Raw genomic sequence first — 16750 nt, forward strand, 5'->3', positions numbered from 1 at the left:
CCCGACCTCCGCGGCGCATGACGGTGCCACGGGAGACCTGACATGACCACGGACGCCGACCATCCGGCCCCCCTGCCCTGCGTCGTCTGCATTCCCGCCCGGAACGAGGCCGAGCGCCTGCCCCGCCTGCTCGCCTCCCTGGCCGCGCAGGAGGGCGTCTCGGCACGGGCGCCCCTCAGGGTTGTGGTTCTCACCAACAACTGCACGGACGGGACCGTCCAGGCGGTGCGGGACGTCGAAGCCTCCGGCATTCTCGCGACCCTCGCCCTCCGCCTGACCGACGTCGAGCTGGCCGGCGCTGAGGCCCATGTCGGCACGGCCCGGCGCATGGCGCTGGAGGCCGGGGCCGACTGGCTGGAGGCCGACGGACAGCCGGACGGAATCCTCCTCACCACCGACGCGGATGCCCGCCTGCCCGCCGACTGGGTGACGGCGAACCTGCGCGCGTTGGAGGCCGCGGACGTCGTCGGCGGCCGGCTCGTGATCGACGAGGACGGCACCGCCGATCCCGACCTCGTGGCTCTGCACGCACGCATCGAGCGCTACTGGTCCGGTGTCCGCCGCCTGGAGGATCTCCTGGACCCGCCGCCGCACGATCCCGCCCCCCGCCACGGCGACCATACCGGGGCGAGCCTCGCCGTTCCGGCCGTCCTGTACCGGGCGGTCGGGGGACTGCCGGCGCTGCCCTGCGGCGAGGACAATGCCCTCGTCGGGCTCCTGCGCGCCAACGGGGCGCGCCTGCGCCACTGCCCGGAGGTGCATGTGCTGGTCTCGTCCCGCCATCAGGGGCGGGTCTCGGGGGGCATGGCCACCGAGATGCTGCGCCGCGCCCGTGTCCTTCACGGAGAGGCCTACCTGCTGCCGGAGGCCGCCCATTGGCAGGCGCTGATCCTGCGCCGGGCGGCGCTGCGCCGGGCCTTCCATCTGGACCCCGAGGCCCGCGTCGCAGCCTGCGGGCGGCTCGGGCTCGCCCCGGAGGATCTCGACTCCGTCGGCGCCTGCCCCAACGACATCGCCTTCGTGGAGCGGGCCGACCGCATCCTCGAATCCCGCAGCGCGCCGGCGCGGGAATGTGCCCTGGATCAAGCGGTCGCGGATCTCGACGCCCTCGCCCTTTCCCTGAAGGCCGCCGCGTGACCCGCGGCATCGGCTGGTACGTCCACCACCAGGGCGCCGGCCATCTCCAGCGCGCCTGGGCCGTCGCGGGGGCCCTGCCTCGACCCTGCACGATCCTCGGTACGCTCGCCGGCTTCGACACCGCCGGCCTCGACGTCGTCGATCTGCCCGATGATCGCCCCCTCGGCGCCGCGGCCTTCGACGGCCGGGACGGCGAGGCCGAGCGGCCGCAGGCGCTCCACTACGCCCCTCTGAACCATCCCGGCATCCGCGCCCGGATGGCACGCATCGCCGCCTGGGCGGAGCGAACGGACCCGGCCCTGCTCGTGGTCGACGTCTCGGTGGAGGTCGCGCTCCTGGCGCGCCTGCTGTCGGTGCCGACCCTGGTGGTGCGGCTTGCCGGAACGCGGACCGACCGGCCACACCTCGAAGCCTTCCGCAGCGCCACGCGACTGCTGGCGCCCTTCCCCGCCGCGCTCGACGGGTCGTCCGTCCCGGACTGGGTCCGGGCCAAGACGCTGTATGCGGGCTTCCTCGGCGCTCCGGCCCAAGGGCTCACCGAGGGCAGCCGGGACATCGTGGTGGTGTTCGGCCGCGGCGGCACGGGGGGCAGCCTCGCGGATCTCGCCGCGGCGGCGCGGGCGGTGCCCGACCGGCCCTGGCACGTCCTCGGGCCGGTCTCGGGCAGCGGCGAGATGCCGGACAACCTGCACCTGCACGGCTGGGTCCCCGACGTCGAGGCGCGGGTGGCGCAGGCGGCGCTGCTGGTTGGCGGCGGCGGCGACGGTGTGGTCGCGCTCGCCGCCGCGCAGGCGAAGCGCTTCCTCTGCCTGCCGGAGGAGCGGGCCTACGGCGAGCAGACCGAGAAGGCGGAGGCGCTGGCGCGGCTCGGCGCCGCGATCGTCCATCCGGGCTGGCCCCCGGCCTCGGCCTGGCCGGGCCTGATCCGGGACGGCCTCGCCCTCGACCCGGCGGTGATCGGCGCCCTGCACGATCCGGATGCGGTCCGGGGCTGCGCAGCGGCGATCGAGGCGTTGGTGCGGCACGTCTGAATGATCGGCCCGCGACGGTCCGGGGCGGGCGTCCTTGCGGGCGCAGCGAGGCGGGAGAGCGAACTCCGTCTCCAAACGCACCGCCGCCAAAGCGAAGCTCGCTCCGGCGGACGTGTTTTAGGTTGGGCTCAGGAGATCAGATCGAGCTTCGCGGCCTCGATCCCGTCGGCGCGGATCGCGTCCGGCAGCGAAGAGAAGTCACGATATCCCGCCTCGCGCGCCATCGCGTCGAGGGCCGTCTGCTCGTCATCGGCCGCCCCGGTCCAGAGCACGGCGCCGCTCTTTGTCTGCCTAATCTGGAAAATGCTCATCGATCCCTCCCCGGTCGCGAAAAGACCTTCACGGTATTAACGTCGCCGTTCGTCGCCGGTTGCAGGGGGACCGAACGCAACAGCCGCGGTTCGTCGGCGCCAATCCCCTGCGGCGCGAGGCCCGGCGACGGCATCGCGCAATGGCGCTATTCTCATCCGCATCCAGGATGACTCGCCATGAAAACGCCGACCTGCCCGGCGAGGGAGAGACAAGATCAATCGAGCGCCGATTGTGAGGCCCCCGTCGTGAAGTATGTCCGTTGGCGCGCGTCCCGCCTCAGTCTCCTGTGCGGGCTCGCGATCCTCGCCGCGGCGCCGGCCCGGGCCGTCGAGACTGCCGCCGTTCCCGACGCGGCCGCCATCGCCCCGGCGGTGACCGTCGTGCCGGCCGAGAGCCGCGAGATCGTCGAGCGGGCCGTCGTCACCGGCACGCTGGTCCCCCGGGACGAGATCCTCGTATCCCCCGAAGTCGAGGGCCTGCGCATCACCGACCTGCTCGTCGAGGAGGGCGACCGCGTCACCAAGGGGCAGGTCCTCGCCAAGCTGTCGCTGGAGATGATCGCCACGCAGGAGGCCTCCAACGCCGCGGCGATCGCCCGGGCCGAGGCGGCCATCGTCCAGGCCCGGAGCCAGATCGTCCAGGCGGAGGCCGCCAACGTCGAGGCGCGGCAATCCCTGGAACGCGCCCAGGCGCTGGCCAAGACCGGCAACGCCACCGCGGCCGTGCTGGAGCAGCGCGTCTCGGCGGCCCAGGGGGCGGAAGGGCGCCTCGCCGCCGCCAAGGGCGGTCTGCAATCCGCCCAGGCCGACCTCGCCACCGCCCGCGCCGCGGGCTCCGAGATCGCCCTGCGGCGGGCCCGCACCGATATCCGCGCCCCCGAGGCCGGGATCATCAACCGCCGCACCGCCCGGATCGGGGCCACCGCCACCGCGGCGGCCGAGCCGCTGTTCCGGCTGATCGCCCGGGGCGAGATCGAGCTGGAGGGCGAGGTGCCCGAGACGTCCCTGGCGCGCCTCCAGGTCGGCAATCCGGCGAGCCTCGACCTCGACGACGGCCGCCGCCTCGCCGGCACGGTGCGCCGGGTCTATCCGGAGGTCGACCGGGCGACGCGGCTCGGCAAGGTGCGCATCCGCCTCGGCGACGATCCGGCCCTGCGCATCGGCGCCTTCGCCCGCGGCAACGTGGAGATCGCGCGCCGTACGGGCATCGCCGTGCCGGTCTCCAGCCTGCTCTACGCCGCCGACGGCCGCGCCAGCGTCCTCGTGGTGAAGGACGGGCGCGTCGAGGCGCGGCCCGTGACCACGGGCCTCTCCGCCGAGGGCTTCACGGAGATCCGCGCGGGCGTCGCCGCCGGCGAGAGCGTCGTGGCCCGCGCCGGCAGCTTCCTGCGCGACGGCGACCGGGTACGCCCCGTGCCGGCTGCCGCCAGCAGCACGCCGATCGCCGACGCGGCCCCGCGGTAGGACGAGTCGAAGGATCCGGCCATGCGCCTCAACGTCTCCGCCTGGGCGATCCGCAAGCCCCTGCCCTCGGTGGTCCTTTTCCTGGTCCTGATGATCCTCGGGCTGGTGAGCTTCCGCTCGCTGCCGATCACCCGCTTTCCCAACATCGACATCCCGATCGTCTCGGTGACGATCACCCAATCGGGGGCGGCCCCGTCCGAATTGCAGACCCAGGTGACCAAGTGGGTCGAGGATTCGGTCGCCGGCGTGAAGGGCGTCAAGCACATCCTCTCGACCATCACGGAGGGGACCTCGACGACGACGATCGAGTTCCGCCTGGAGGTAAACCAGGATCGGGCGACCAACGACGTCAAGGACGCCATCGCCAAGATCCGGCAGAACCTGCCGCGCACCATCGACGAACCGATCGTCTCCCGCGTGGAGATCGCCGGCCTGCCGATCATGGTCTACGGCGCCTCCGCGCCCGCCATGACCCCCGAGGACCTATCGTGGTTCGTGGACGACGTGGTCGCCCGCGGCCTGCAGAGCGTGAAGGGCGTCGGCGGCGTCGAGCGCCTGGGCGGCGTCGCCCGGGAGATCCGCGTCACCCTGAAGCCCGACCGGCTGCTGGCGCTGGGCATCACCGCCGCGGACGTGAACCGGCAGCTGCGCCTGACCTCGGCCGACATGGCCGGCGGCCGGGCCGAGGTCGGCGGCCAGGAGCAGTCGATCCGGGCGCTCGCCGCCTCGGCGAGCCTCGAGACGCTGGCCAAGACCTCCATCGTCGTGCCGGGCAACCGCAAGGTCCGCCTCGACGAGCTGGCGACCCTGTCCGACACCGCCGAGGAACCCCGCACCTTCGCGCGCTTCAACGGCGAGCCGGTGGTCGCCTTCGCGATCTCCCGGGCGAGCGGCGCCAGCGACGCCGACGTCTCGGTGGGCGTCGCCAAGAAGATCGCGGCGCTCCATGCGGCGAACCCGAACGTGCGGTTCGACCTGATCGACACCAGCGTCGTCAACACGATCGGCAACTACCACTCGGCCATGATGGGCCTGATCGAGGGCGCAGCCCTCGCGGTCGTGGTGGTGCTGCTGTTCCTGCGGGACTGGCGGGCGACGCTGATCGCCGCCGTGGCGCTGCCGCTCTCGGTGCTGCCGACCTTCTGGGTGATGAGCGCACTCGGCTTCTCGCTCAACGCCGTGAGCCTGCTGGCGATCACCCTGGTCACCGGCATCCTGGTGGACGACGCGATCGTGGAGATCGAGAACATCGTCCGGCACATGCGGATGGGGAAGTCGCCCTACCGCGCGTCTCTCGAGGCCGCCGACGAGATCGGGCTGGCGGTCATCGCCATCACGGCGACGATCATCGCGATCTTCTCGCCGGTCTCCTTCATGGGCGGCATCGCCGGCCAGTATTTCAAGCAGTTCGGCCTGACCATCGCGGCGGCGGTGTTCATGTCGCTGCTCGTGGCGCGGCTGATCACGCCGCTGCTCGCCGCCTACTTCCTGCGCGACCACGGGCCGGACCACGAGCGGGACGGCTTCGTGATGCGCGGCTACACCCGCCTCGTCGCCTGGTCGGTCCGGCACAAGTTCATCACGCTGGTGCTCGGCATCGCGTGCTTCGCCGCCTCGATCGCCTCCACGGGCCTGCTGCCCGCGGGCTTCCTGCCGGCGGAGGACCAGGCCCGCACCCTGTTCGTGGTCGAGCTGCCGCCGGGCGCCCGGCTCCCGGACACGGTCCGGGTCACCGACCGCATCGAGGAGAAGATCCGCGCGCTGCCCGAGGTGAAGAGCGTGTTCGTGGACGGCGGCCGCCAGCTGCCGGCCAAGAAGGAGGTGCGGCTCGCGAGCCTGACCATCAACCTCACCCCGAAGAACGCCCGCCACAAGACCCAGAAGCAGGTCGACGCCGAGGTCGCGGCGATCCTGCGGGAGGAGCCGGACCTGCGGTTCTGGGCCCTGCGCGAGGGCGGCCAGCGCGATCTCGCGCTGATCATCGCCGGCCCCGACAAGGCCGTGGTGGCGGAGGTCGCCGCCAAGCTCCAGCGCGAGGCCCAGCGGGTCCCCCACCTCGTCAACGTCATGTCGACGGCGCCGCTCGACCGGACCGAGGTGCGGATCCGGCCGAAGCCCGCGGTGGCGGCCGACCTCGGCGTCAGCACGGACACCATCGCCGAGACGGTGCGGGTCGGCACGATCGGCGACATCGGCATGAACCTCGCCAAGTTCAACGCCACCGACCGGCAGGTGCCGATCCGCGTGCAGCTGCCCGAGCGCCTGCGCGGCCGGCTCTCCGATCTCGAGACCCTGAAGGTGCCGGTCAAGGGCGGGGCCGCCGTGCCGCTCGCCACCGTCGCCGATATCAGCCTCGGCCAGGGCCCGACCGGCATCGACCGCTACGACCGCGCCGTGCGCGTCGCCCTCGAGGGCGACATGCAGGGCACCGATGCGCTCGCCGAGCTGATCACCCAGGTGATGAACCTGCCGACGGCCAAGAACCTGCCGCCGGGGGTGACGATCAGCCAGACCGGTGACGCAGAAGTCATGGGCGAGGTGTTCGAGGGCTTCGCGCTGGCCATGGGCGCCGGCCTGATGATGGTCTTCGGCGTGCTGATCCTGCTGTTCGGCAACTTCCTGCAGCCGCTGACCATCCTGTTCTCGCTGCCGCTCTCCATCGGCGGCGCGATCCTGGCCCTGCTGATCTGCCACATGCCGATCTCGATGCCGGTGGTGATCGGCATCCTGATGCTGATGGGCGTCGTGACCAAGAACGCCATCATGCTGGTGGATTTCGCCGTGGAGCAGATCCGCGCCGGCGTCGACCGGAACGTCGCCATCGTGGATGCGGGCCGCAAGCGCGCCCGACCGATCGTGATGACCACCATCGCCATGGCGGCCGGCATGGTGCCGTCGGCGATGGCCTACGGGATCGGCGGCGAGTTCCGCTCGCCCATGGCGGTGGCGGTGATCGGCGGCCTGATCGTCTCGACGGTGCTGTCCCTGGTCTTCGTGCCGGCGATCTTCGTCCTGATGGACGACCTGTCGCGCCTGCTGAAGCGCCTGTTCGGCCGCTTCGTGGGCGAGCGCGACGACCCGGAGGATGCCACGACCTTCGACCCGGCCCATCCGGCCAACGACGGGCATCCGCTGCCGCCGCGGATCGCCGCGGAATAGGACCCACGCGACGCGGTGCATTGCGTCCCGCGCCGCGATGGGCTGTGACTCCCCCCATCGAATCAACGGAGACACGCTAAACGATGTCGGGTGGTCACGGGGCGATCGAAGGGTCGAACAAGCGCGTGGCGCTGCTGATCTCGGTGCTGGCGCTGTTCCTCGCCTTCAGCGAGACCCTGGGCAAGGCGTCCCAGACGGAGTCGATCGGGGCCAATGTCGAGGCCGCAAACCAATGGGCCTATTTTCAGGCCCGCACCATCCGCTCCACGGTGCTGAAGACCGCCGACGAGGCCCTGGCCCTGCTTCCGCCGGGACCGAACCAGGACGCGATCGCCGCCAAGCGTGCCGAGTGGGCCAAGACCCTGACGCGCTGGGAATCCGAGCCCGCCACCGGCGAGGGGCGCAAGGAGCTGACCGCCAAGGCCCGCGCTTCGGAAGGCCGGCGCGACCTCGCGCTGCTGCGTTACCACCATTACGAACTGGCCTCGGCGGCCTTCCAGATCGGCATCGTGCTGGCATCGGCCGAGGTCATCACCGGCATCACCCTCTTGGTCTTCGCCGGCGGATTCCTGGGTCTCGCCGGAGCCGCACTCCTCGGCTTCGGCTATCTCGCGCCGCATGCCCTGCCGTTCTTCCACTGAGGAATCGCCCCGCGAGTCAGCGGCGTAACGCCACCCTCGCGTCCGATTGATCGGCCGCGCCCGTCCATGGGCTGGACGCGCGCGCCGGAAGCTGATCGTTTCGGCACATTCCAGGGGGGAATGATGTCAGCTCATTCGGAAGACCAGGGCCGCCTGACGCGGCTCGCCAGCGCGATCTTCCTGCACACCGAGCACGCGATCTACGCGGCGCTCGGTCTCCTGCTCGCCCTCACCGCCATTGTCGCGCTGGTCGATGCCGCGGGGCTCACCTGGGAGGCCATGCGGGCGCTCGGCGGCGCCCAGCAGATCCTGGAGGTGATCGACCGGCTGCTGTTCCTGCTCATGCTGATCGAGATCCTGCACACGGTGCGGGTCTCGATGCGGTCGGGCACCCTGACCTGCGAGCCGTTCCTGATCGTCGGGCTGATCGCCTCGATCCGGCGCGTCCTGGTGATCACGCTGCAATCCTCCGAGATCATGCACGCCAAGGACTGGTCGCCCGAGAAGCAGGCGCTGTTCCAGGCATCGATGATCGAACTCGGCGTGCTGGCGGGGCTGATCCTCACGATGGTCTTCGCGATCTTCCTGCTCCACCGCGCCCGCGACGACGGGCGGCCGGCCGGCGAGGAGAAGCCCACCGGCGAATCCTGACGCGGCTCACCCGGTCCGGGTCGCTTCGCTCCGCCCGCGATGACGGAGCGAAGGCCGCATGCGCGCTCAGTTCATCCGCAGGATCGCCGCGTTGAGGAGCGTCGCGAAGCCCACCCAGGCGGCGTAGGGCACGAGGAGCCACGCGGCGATCCGGTCGAACCGCCAGGACAGCCGGATGGTCCAGAGCACCATCACGAGCAGCATCGCGACGACAATGAGCCCCGCGCCGATCGCGTGGGCGGTGAAGAAGACGGGCGTCCAGGCGGCGTTGAGCACCAGTTGCACCAGGAAGGCCGCCAGGGCGAGCCACCAGCCCGTGCGGCTCGGTCCGGTGCGCGGCATGGTGCCGAGCAGCCGCCAGAGTGCGATCGCGATCATCGTGTAGAGGATCGTCCACGCGACCGGGAACACCCAATTCGGCGGGTTGAAGACCGGCTTGTTCAGGCCGGCATACCATCCCGGGATCTCGGCCTGGGTCGCCATCGAGCCGACCACCGCGGTGGCCGCCACCGGCAGGATCGCGGCGGCGAGCCGTAGCCAGCGCGACAGAGGCGCCCCCTGGGGGACGTGTATGGCGGCCGTCATGATCGTTCGTCTCCACCGGGCAGGGCTTGCGGGCGTGGCTTGCAGGCGCGGGTTGCGGGCGTGGCTTGCCGGGGCCCACGCGCCGTGGCACGCGGCCGTCTCCATCCGCCGAGAATCGCCAGATGTCACTGCCTAACGCGCCGCAGGCTCCGTCGGATAGCCGCAGCGACGCTGCGCCGGAATTCACGCCCCGAACCCTGGCGGCCCAGGCCATGGGCCGGATCGAGCCCGGGACGCGGGCGGTGGTCATGCCGCTGCACGTCTCGACCACCTTCATCCGCGATCCCGACAACGGCTACAGCTCCGGCTACAGCTACGCGCGGCCCGACAACGCCACGGTGCGCGAGGCCGAATCCGTCCTGGCGATGCTGGAGGGTGCGGAGGCCGGCGCGCTGCTGTTCGGCTCCGGGATGGCGGCGGCGACCGCGGTGTTCGGCGCCCTGGAGCCCGGCGACCACGTGGTCGCCGGCACGGTCATGTACTGGGCGCTGAAGCGCTGGCTGCGCGAGGAGGCGCCCCGGCGCGGCCTGACGCTCACCTTCGTGGACACGGCCGATCTGGATGCCCTGCGCGCCGCGGTCGCGCCCGGCCGGACCCGGCTCGTCTGGATCGAGACCCCCGGCAACCCGCTCTGGACGGTCACCGACATCGCCGCCGCCGCCGAGATCGCCCACGCGGCGGGGGCACGGCTCGCCGTCGATTCCACGGCCGCCTCGCCGGTGCACACGCGTCCCCTGGAACGCGGTGCCGACATCGTGATGCACTCGGCCACGAAGATCCTGAACGGCCATTCGGACGTCGTGGCGGGCGTGCTGGCGGGCGCGCGGGCCGACGCGTTCTGGGATCGGATCCGGGGGATCCGGGCCGGCAGCGGCGGCATCCTCGGGCCCTTCGAGGCCTACCTGCTGATGCGCTCGCTGCGGACCCTGCACCTGCGGGCCGCGGCACAATCGGCGGGTGCCCTGCGGCTCGCCGAGCGCCTGAGCGGGCACCCACTCGTGACCCACGTCCTCTATCCGGGACTGCCGGACGATCCCGGGCACGCGATCGCCCGCCGTCAGATGCGGGACGGGTTCGGCTTCATGCTGTCGATCCGGGTGGCCGGCGGCGAGGCCGGCGCCATCGCCACGGCGGCGCGGGTGCGGCTCTGGAAGCGGGCGACCTCCCTCGGCGGCGTCGAGAGCCTCATCGAACACCGCGCCTCGGTGGAGGGCCCGGGCAGCCCCTGCCCGCCGGATCTCCTGCGCCTGTCCACGGGCATCGAGGACACGGAGGACCTGTACGGCGATCTCGACCAGGCTCTGCGCAGCGCCCACGGGGGGTGATTGTCGAGGGTGGTTGGTGCCGAACGGGTTCCTGGCGCGTTGTGCCGGCAGTTCCGACGGCGCACGCCGCCACAGATCGCGAGTCCGACGACATGACGACCCGTTTCCGCGCGATGGTCCCCGGCACCCTCGCGCTGCTCACCCTGGCGCTCGCCCCGCTCCCGGCGCGGGCCGACGCCGTCCCGACTCTCGATGTCGAGCGGACCTGCCAGTCGGCGCAGGTCACCAACACGTCCATCAGCGACAAGGCGAATTACGACGGCTGCCTCCGCTCCGAGCGCGAAGCCCGGAAGGAGGCCGAGCGGCACTGGAGCAGCTACACCCCCGCCGCCAAGCGCCAGTGCGAGAATCAGTTCAAGGCAGGCGGCTATCCGTCCTACGTCGAGATGGTGACCTGCCTGGAACTCGCCTCCGGCACCGTGCCGACGCAGAGCGACGAGGGCGGCCGCGCGGTGGGCGGTCCGGGCTCGCCGCGGGACGTGAAGGTGCAGCGCGAAGGCGCCGCCAACCTCACCAAGGAGCCGCCCGCGAGCCAGCGCACGGATCCCATGAAGGTGCTGGAGAACAAATAGGCCCGCGCGCCGGAGACCGTCCCGGCCGCGGCAGGCGCCGACGAGCCATTCTCCCGGCGCCGAGGCATAGGACCGAGGCGGCGTGCTAAGGGCGGTCATCCCCGCCTTCCCGCACGCCGCCCGGATCCGTGAACGCCCTCGCCATCATCGCCCCGATCTTCGGGATCGTCCTGATCGGCTGGGCGGCAGCCCTCGCGGGCCTTCTCTCCGACAAGGTGAGCGACGGTCTGTCGGAATACGTCTTCGCCGTCGCCGTCCCGGCCCTGATCATCGCCACGCTGACCAAGCCCGGCATGAGCGGGACCGTCACGTGGTCCTACTGGGTCGCGTATTTCGGCGGCGCCGCGATCTCGTGGTTCGTGGGCACGCTGATCGCCCGGCGGCGCGCCGGGATCGAGCGGCGGGGCGCCATCCTGCACGGCTTCGCGGCGAGCCAGTCGAACACGGTGTTCGTCGGCGTGCCGATGATCCTCCAGGCCTATGGCGAGGAGGGCGCCTTCCCGCTGTTCATGCTGCTCGCCGTCCACCTGCCGCTGATGATGGGCAGCGCCACCTTCCTGATCGAATCCGATTCCGGCCTGCCGGTCCTGGCGCGGATCCGGGGGCTCGCCCTGGTGCTGCTGCGCAACCCGATCTTCGTGGCGCTCCTGATCGGCATGGCGATGAAGGGGCTCGGTCTCGCGCCGGTCGGCATCGCCCGATCGCTCATCGACGCCTTCGCGGGCACCGCCTCCACCTGTGCGCTGGTCGCGCTCGGAGCCGGCCTGAAGCGCTACCGGGTGCTGTTCGACCTCAAGGGCGCCCTGGTCATCGCCCTCCTGAAGAACCTCCTGCATCCGCTGGCGGTCTGGATCCTGGCCTTCCACGTCTTCGCGATGCCGGCCGCCTATGCGGGCGTCGCGACCCTGTTCGCCGCCATGCCGGTGGGGATCAACGCCTACCTGCTGGCGGCGCGCTACAAGACCGAGACCGGGATGGTGGCGGCCTCCGTGCTGGTCTCGACCCTGCTGGCGCCGCTCACCACCCTGGCGTGGCTGATGCTCCTCGGCCGGGCGTGACGGCGGCGCCCCGGCGTCACCGCGCGCGTTGGACGGGGCGTTTTCCGGGTCTAGGGTAGGCGCAAGCGCGGGTCCGCGAGGCCCGGCGCATCCCTGCAGGCGAGGAATTTCGATGAACGCTCCGATGCGCCCTCCGGGCAGCGCCTCCCCGTCGGCCCCAGCCTCGCCCCGCTTCGTCTGGGACGATCCCTTCCTGCTGGAGGATCAGCTCACCGAGGATGAGCGGGCGATCCGCGACGTCGCCCAGAGCTTCGCGCAGGAGCAGCTCCTGCCCGGGATCGTCGAGGCCTACGCGAACGAGACGACCGATCCCGGCCTGTTCCGCAAGATGGGCGAACTGGGCCTCCTCGGCGTCACCCTGCCGGAGGAGTATGGCTGCGCCGGCGCGTCCTACGTCGCCTACGGGCTGGTAGCGCGCGCCGTCGAGGCGGTGGATTCCGGCTACCGCTCGATGATGAGCGTGCAATCCTCCCTCGTGATGTACCCGATCCACGCCTACGGCTCGGAGGAGCAGCGCCAGAAGTTCCTGCCGAAGCTCGCCTCGGGGGAATGGATCGGCTGCTTCGGCCTCACGGAGCCCGATGCCGGCTCGGATCCGGCCGGCATGAAGACCAAGGCCGAGAAGATCGACGGCGGCTACCGGCTCACCGGCGCCAAGATGTGGATCTCGAACGCGCCCTTCGCGGACGTGTTCGTAGTCTGGGCGAAGTCCGACGCGCACGAGGGCGCGATCCGCGGTTTCGTCCTCGAGAAGGGCATGAAGGGCCTCTCGGCTCCGACGCTCAAGGGCAAGCTGTCCCTGCGGGCCTCCACCACCGGCGAGATCGTCATGGAGGGCGTCGAGGTCGGCGAGGACGCGCTGCTGCCGAACGTCTCGGGGCTGAAGGGGCCGTTCGGCTGCCTCAACCGGGCGCGCTACGGCATCTCCTGGGGCGCGATGGGCGCCGCCGAGGATTGCTGGCACCGCGCCCGCACCTACACGCTGGAGCGCAAGCAGTTCGGTCGCCCCCTGGCACAGACCCAGCTCGTCCAGAAGAAGCTCGCCGACATGCAGACCGAGATCGCGCTGGGCCTCCAGGCCTCGCTGCGGGTCGGGCGGCTGATGGACGAGGGCAAGATGGCGCCGGAGATGATCTCGCTGGTCAAGCGCAACAATTGCGGCAAGGCGCTGGACATCGCCCGCACCGCTCGGGACATGCACGGCGGCAACGGCATCATGGGCGAGTACCACGTGATGCGCCATGCCCAGAACCTCGAGACGGTGAACACCTACGAGGGCACCCACGACGTCCACGCCCTGATCCTGGGCCGGGCGCAGACGGGGCTGCAGGCGTTCTTCTGAGCCCCGGGGGACGCGCCTACCAGCCGATCCCGCATCCCGAGGTGCAGCGGAACCGCCTCGAAAGCGGAGCCCAGGGATCGCGGCGCCGTGCGGACTCCGCCTTCGAGGCCTCCGCGGCGCTCCGGCGTCTCAGGATGCGGGCGCGGGCGGGATGAGTTCGGCCCGATGGGACGGCGTCACTCCCCGCCCTCCTCCCCGCCCAGCGACCATTCCAGCACCCGGGCGAGGTGATCGTAGGCACCGTACTTGCTGGCGTATTGCGGATAGGGGCGCGCCGTATAGGCGGCCTCGCCGGTCATGAACCGGGCGACCAGACCCCGCAGCCGCTCGGCGTGCTCGGCCACGATCGCCGCGACGGCGCGCTCCTCGCCTCTCGGCGGCTTCACCGGCACCGGCACGAAGGGCTTACGCCCGCCCGAGGCGTGGACGTAGAACAGGTCCGGCGTGACCGTCACGGCCGGCAGATCCGCGAAGGCGCCGTGCATGAGCATCGCGGCCTCCAGGGTGAGCTGCGGCGAGAAGCCGGAGAAGATCTGCTTGGCAGAGGGCGGCGTGCCGGTCTTGTAGTCGACGATGCAGGCGGTGCCGTCCGGGCGCAGCTCGATCCGGTCGGCCCGGGCGCGCAGCGTGAAGGTCTCCCGGCCCATCGGGATCACCCAGCGCCCGGAAACCTCGGGGTGGATCCGGCTCAGCCCGGGCCGGCGCTGCGTCTCCCAGTCGAGATAGGCCGCGGCCATGCGCTCGTAGCGCGGCCACCACTCGGCGTAGAGGTTCGGGTACTCCGCCTCGATCTCCGCGAAGGCGTTCACCGCAAGGTTCAGGAGGCGCTCTGCCGGATCCGGGGGCAGATCCTGCGGATGCCGGCGGGCGAACTCGGCGAAAACCTCGTGCACCAGGGAGCCGCGGGTCGCGACGCTCGGCGCCGCCGCCAGCGGATCGAGAGGGTCGAGCCCGAGCACGTGGCGGGCGAAGATGCTGTAGGGATCGCGCACCAGCGTCTCGATCTCGGTGACGCTGAGGGAGCGCGGAAACAGCGCCGGGTCCGGCTTGGGCGCGGGGCGCTTCAGCCGCGGCTCCGGCGGGGCGGCGTCGAGCCGGGCCGCGAGGCCGTTGAACCGGCGCCCGGCGCCCAGGACCGTCTCCCAGGTTGCGTCGCCCGAGAGCGCGCGCAGGCGCTGGATCAGCCGCGACGGCACGGTCGGCGCGCCTTCGCGCTTCAGGGCCCGGGTGATCACCGCGTCCCGGCAGCCCAGCGCCTGCACGAAATCGTGGGCCATCTGCCCGATCCGCCGCTCGGGCGGGTTGAGGCCGACCCGCTCGCGCATCGGCCGGTTGAGGAACGAATCGGTCAGCGTGCGCACCGGCCAGACGCCCTCGTCGAGCCCGCCGAGCACCACCCGGTCGACAGAGAGCAGGCGCGCCTCCAGCAGGCCGAGGATGCGCAGCCGCGGATGCGGCGCCTCGCCCGAGCAGGCGACGGTGCGTTCCCGGGCAAGCGACGTGAAGAAGGTGGCGTAATCGTCGAACCGACCCGGCATCAGGTCGGGCTCGGCCATCTCCAGATCGTCGAACAGGGCGTCGAGGCAGGACAGGGATCCGTCGGGCTCCTCCTCGGGGGCGTCCTCCGGCCCGGCGATCAGCCGGTCGCAGGCCTCCCGATGGGGTGCAGCCGTCGCCACGAGGTCGCACGCCCCCGCCCCGTCCGGGCCCGGGAAATCCCGGAACACCAGATCCAGCCGGTCGAGCAGGTCCGCGGCCAAGTCCCAGTCGATATCCTTCAGGCGGCGCTTGGCCCGGGGTCGGCGCTCGGACGGTCCGGCGCGCTCGGCGGCGAGGGCATGGCGCAGGCCGTCGAAACCCGGGGCCGGAACCGGGCCGCGCAACAGCCCGATCTCCAGGGCCGCGGCACCCCGGACAACCTCCGCGCGTGGCAGACCAAGATGGACCATCGGGTGCGAGAGCAGCGCGATCAGCCGGGCCGGGATCGTGTCCGCCTGGCTGCGGGCGAGATCGGCGGCGAGTTCCGCGGCGAGCCGGGCGAGCCGCCCGGCCGGGCTTCCGGCCAGGGACAGGCCGGCGGAATCCTCGGCGACGATGCCCCAGCGCAGGAGTTCGACGGCGACCCGGCCGGCGAGCCCCCGGTCGGGCGTGATGAGGGCCACGGTGGCGCCGGGGGTTTGGAGGGTCTCGCGCAGCGCCAACGCGGCGACCAGCGCCTCCTCGCGCTCGTCGGCGGCCTCGGCCAGCGCCAGCCCTTCGAGGCCGCGCCGGGCGACGGTGTCGCGCTCGTCCGGGTCGAGGGCGGCCCAGGCGTCGGTCGTGTCGGCCGGCCGCAGAGCCTGCGACAGGAGCGCGGCCCGCGCAGCCTGGCCGGCATCGGGCGCGCCGAGGGCGACGATCTCCGCGCGGTCCAGGTTGAGGTTCTCAGGCCCGAGCAGCCGGTGCAGCACCGCCTGCGGGTGGCCGTGCGCGATGACGCGGGAAAAGCCCTCGCCGGTGTCGATGCCGTCCCAGCCGGCCGCGTCGAGGTCGAGGTCGAGCCCGGGCAGCACCACCGCGCCCCGCGGCAGCTTCGCTACGGCGGCGATGAGGCGGGCGGTGGCTGGGACCGAGCCGAGCGAGCCGGCGACGATCACGGGGTCCGGCGTCGCATTGCGCGACAGACGCCGCTCCTCGGCCAGCACGAGGCCGCGGGCGCGGGCGACGGGATCGGCGAGGCCCCGCTCGGACAGAAGCTTCGGCCAGTTCTCGGCGGCGATCTTCACGAAGTCCAGGGTCAGGCCGAAGTAGCGGGAATATTCGGCCTCGACGGCGGCGCCGATCTCCGACCAGGGCAGGCCCTCGACGGTGAGGGCGTCCATCAGCCGTTCGAGATCACCGGCGAGGCCGACCGCGTCGGCCGGGGAGGACGGCACGAGGAACGGCACCTCGGCGTCCAGCGGCAGCAGGGTCCGGTCGACGGTCTTGGCCCAGGCCTGGACGAGGCGGGCGAGGATCAGCCGGCGCTCCAGCGGAGGCATCGGCGCGCTCAGGGGATCGGCGTTGGCCTCCAGCAGCGGCTCGGCGGCGAGGTCGAGTTCCGCCTCGTCGGCCTCCCCGAGGGGAATCATCCGCGGCAGCAGGGTGGCCCGACCGGGCGCGTCCCGGCCAAGCCTCTCGGCCAGGATCGCGCCGAGCGCCCGGGCGGCGCGGCGGGTCGGCAGGTAGATCGTGACGGCGGCGAGCGCCAGCGGATCGTCCGCGACCGGCCCGACGAGCCGGCCGGAGAGCAGCGCCTCGGCGAGCGTCGGAAGGAACGGGACGCCGCGGGAGATGGTGAAGACGGCGTGTCGGGCGGGCATGGGCGGGCTTCTACGCCCGCCGAGGCGGCTCGGACAGGGGGCGAGGTGTCGAGATGCGGGGATCGGACGGGTCTCCCACGCGCCCTCCCCCGTCTGCGGGCGACCGGAATCACACCTCAGTCTGGCAGCGCGG

13 protein-coding genes are annotated in these 16750 nt (G+C 72.0%); 10 read left to right on the top strand and 3 right to left on the bottom strand.

Annotation, left to right across the window (positions count from 1 at the left end):
• The first annotated feature begins 42 nt into the window (after positions 1-42).
• The gene (locus ABC766_RS13330; protein ID WP_345822447.1) at positions 43-1137 is read left to right on the top strand and encodes a glycosyltransferase; all 1095 of its coding nucleotides are present in this window, start codon (positions 43-45) and stop codon (positions 1135-1137) included.
• Entirely contained in the window at positions 1134-2168 is a 1035-nt protein-coding gene (locus ABC766_RS13335) for a glycosyl transferase (RefSeq protein ID WP_043760203.1), read from the top strand. Before ABC766_RS13330 ends, ABC766_RS13335 begins: the two co-directional genes overlap by 4 nt.
• Positions 2169-2296: 128 nt before the next feature.
• Here the strand turns inward: ABC766_RS13335 and ABC766_RS13340 are convergent, their stop codons facing one another.
• Entirely contained in the window at positions 2297-2479 is a 183-nt protein-coding gene (locus ABC766_RS13340; protein WP_043353351.1) for a hypothetical protein, read from the bottom strand.
• Positions 2480-2656: 177 nt separating this feature from the next.
• Here ABC766_RS13340 and ABC766_RS13345 point away from each other — a divergent pair, with 177 nt between their 5' ends.
• From ABC766_RS13345 to ABC766_RS13360, 4 genes are all read left to right on the top strand, one after another.
• Entirely contained in the window at positions 2657-3943 is a 1287-nt protein-coding gene (locus tag ABC766_RS13345; RefSeq protein ID WP_043353353.1) for an efflux RND transporter periplasmic adaptor subunit, read from the top strand.
• 21 nt (positions 3944-3964) lie between these two features.
• The gene (locus ABC766_RS13350; RefSeq protein ID WP_043385575.1) at positions 3965-7102 is read left to right on the top strand and encodes an efflux RND transporter permease subunit; all 3138 of its coding nucleotides are present in this window, start codon (positions 3965-3967) and stop codon (positions 7100-7102) included.
• A gap of 83 nt (positions 7103-7185) precedes the next feature.
• Entirely contained in the window at positions 7186-7743 is a 558-nt protein-coding gene (locus ABC766_RS13355) for a DUF4337 domain-containing protein (RefSeq protein WP_043385577.1), read from the top strand.
• A gap of 123 nt (positions 7744-7866) precedes the next feature.
• Entirely contained in the window at positions 7867-8394 is a 528-nt protein-coding gene (locus tag ABC766_RS13360; protein ID WP_345822448.1) for a phosphate-starvation-inducible PsiE family protein, read from the top strand.
• 66 nt (positions 8395-8460) lie between these two features.
• Here ABC766_RS13360 and ABC766_RS13365 read toward each other — a convergent pair whose 3' ends face one another.
• A complete protein-coding gene (locus ABC766_RS13365; protein ID WP_043760199.1) occupies positions 8461-8979 on the bottom strand; it encodes a TspO/MBR family protein in 519 nt (172 codons plus the stop codon).
• Between the two features lie 122 nt (positions 8980-9101).
• On the opposite strand from ABC766_RS13365, the gene ABC766_RS13370 reads away from it, so the two are divergent.
• The 4 genes from ABC766_RS13370 (at position 9102) to ABC766_RS13385 (ending at position 13276) form a co-directional block, all read left to right on the top strand.
• Positions 9102-10304, top strand: coding sequence for a trans-sulfuration enzyme family protein (locus ABC766_RS13370; RefSeq protein WP_345822449.1), 1203 nt, complete (start codon positions 9102-9104; stop codon positions 10302-10304).
• Between the two features lie 92 nt (positions 10305-10396).
• A complete protein-coding gene (locus ABC766_RS13375; protein WP_345822450.1) occupies positions 10397-10876 on the top strand; it encodes a hypothetical protein in 480 nt (159 codons plus the stop codon).
• 128 nt (positions 10877-11004) lie between these two features.
• The gene (locus ABC766_RS13380; RefSeq protein ID WP_043760196.1) at positions 11005-11934 is read left to right on the top strand and encodes an AEC family transporter; all 930 of its coding nucleotides are present in this window, start codon (positions 11005-11007) and stop codon (positions 11932-11934) included.
• A gap of 112 nt (positions 11935-12046) precedes the next feature.
• Complete coding sequence (locus ABC766_RS13385) at positions 12047-13276, top strand: acyl-CoA dehydrogenase (RefSeq protein ID WP_043760194.1); 1230 nt, start codon at positions 12047-12049, stop codon at positions 13274-13276.
• Between the two features lie 176 nt (positions 13277-13452).
• On the opposite strand, the gene addB is transcribed toward ABC766_RS13385, so the two are convergent.
• A complete protein-coding gene (gene addB / locus ABC766_RS13390; RefSeq protein WP_342142347.1) occupies positions 13453-16617 on the bottom strand; it encodes a double-strand break repair protein AddB in 3165 nt (1054 codons plus the stop codon).
• Positions 16618-16750 lie beyond the last annotated feature (133 nt).

This window comes from Methylobacterium fujisawaense, assembly GCF_039619325.1.
Classification (GTDB): domain Bacteria; phylum Pseudomonadota; class Alphaproteobacteria; order Rhizobiales; family Beijerinckiaceae; genus Methylobacterium; species Methylobacterium fujisawaense.

Coding starts and splice junctions, on each gene's coding strand:
- ABC766_RS13330 (WP_345822447.1), top strand. CDS start 43: ATGACCACGGACGCCGACCATCCGGCCCCCCTGCCCTGCGTCGTCTGC.
- ABC766_RS13340 (WP_043353351.1), bottom strand. CDS start 2,479: ATGAGCATTTTCCAGATTAGGCAGACAAAGAGCGGCGCCGTGCTCTGG.
- ABC766_RS13345 (WP_043353353.1), top strand. CDS start 2,657: ATGAAAACGCCGACCTGCCCGGCGAGGGAGAGACAAGATCAATCGAGC.
- ABC766_RS13350 (WP_043385575.1), top strand. CDS start 3,965: ATGCGCCTCAACGTCTCCGCCTGGGCGATCCGCAAGCCCCTGCCCTCG.
- ABC766_RS13355 (WP_043385577.1), top strand. CDS start 7,186: ATGTCGGGTGGTCACGGGGCGATCGAAGGGTCGAACAAGCGCGTGGCG.
- ABC766_RS13360 (WP_345822448.1), top strand. CDS start 7,867: ATGTCAGCTCATTCGGAAGACCAGGGCCGCCTGACGCGGCTCGCCAGC.
- ABC766_RS13365 (WP_043760199.1), bottom strand. CDS start 8,979: ATGACGGCCGCCATACACGTCCCCCAGGGGGCGCCTCTGTCGCGCTGG.
- ABC766_RS13370 (WP_345822449.1), top strand. CDS start 9,102: ATGTCACTGCCTAACGCGCCGCAGGCTCCGTCGGATAGCCGCAGCGAC.
- ABC766_RS13375 (WP_345822450.1), top strand. CDS start 10,397: ATGACGACCCGTTTCCGCGCGATGGTCCCCGGCACCCTCGCGCTGCTC.
- ABC766_RS13385 (WP_043760194.1), top strand. CDS start 12,047: ATGAACGCTCCGATGCGCCCTCCGGGCAGCGCCTCCCCGTCGGCCCCA.
- addB (WP_342142347.1), bottom strand. CDS start 16,617: ATGCCCGCCCGACACGCCGTCTTCACCATCTCCCGCGGCGTCCCGTTC.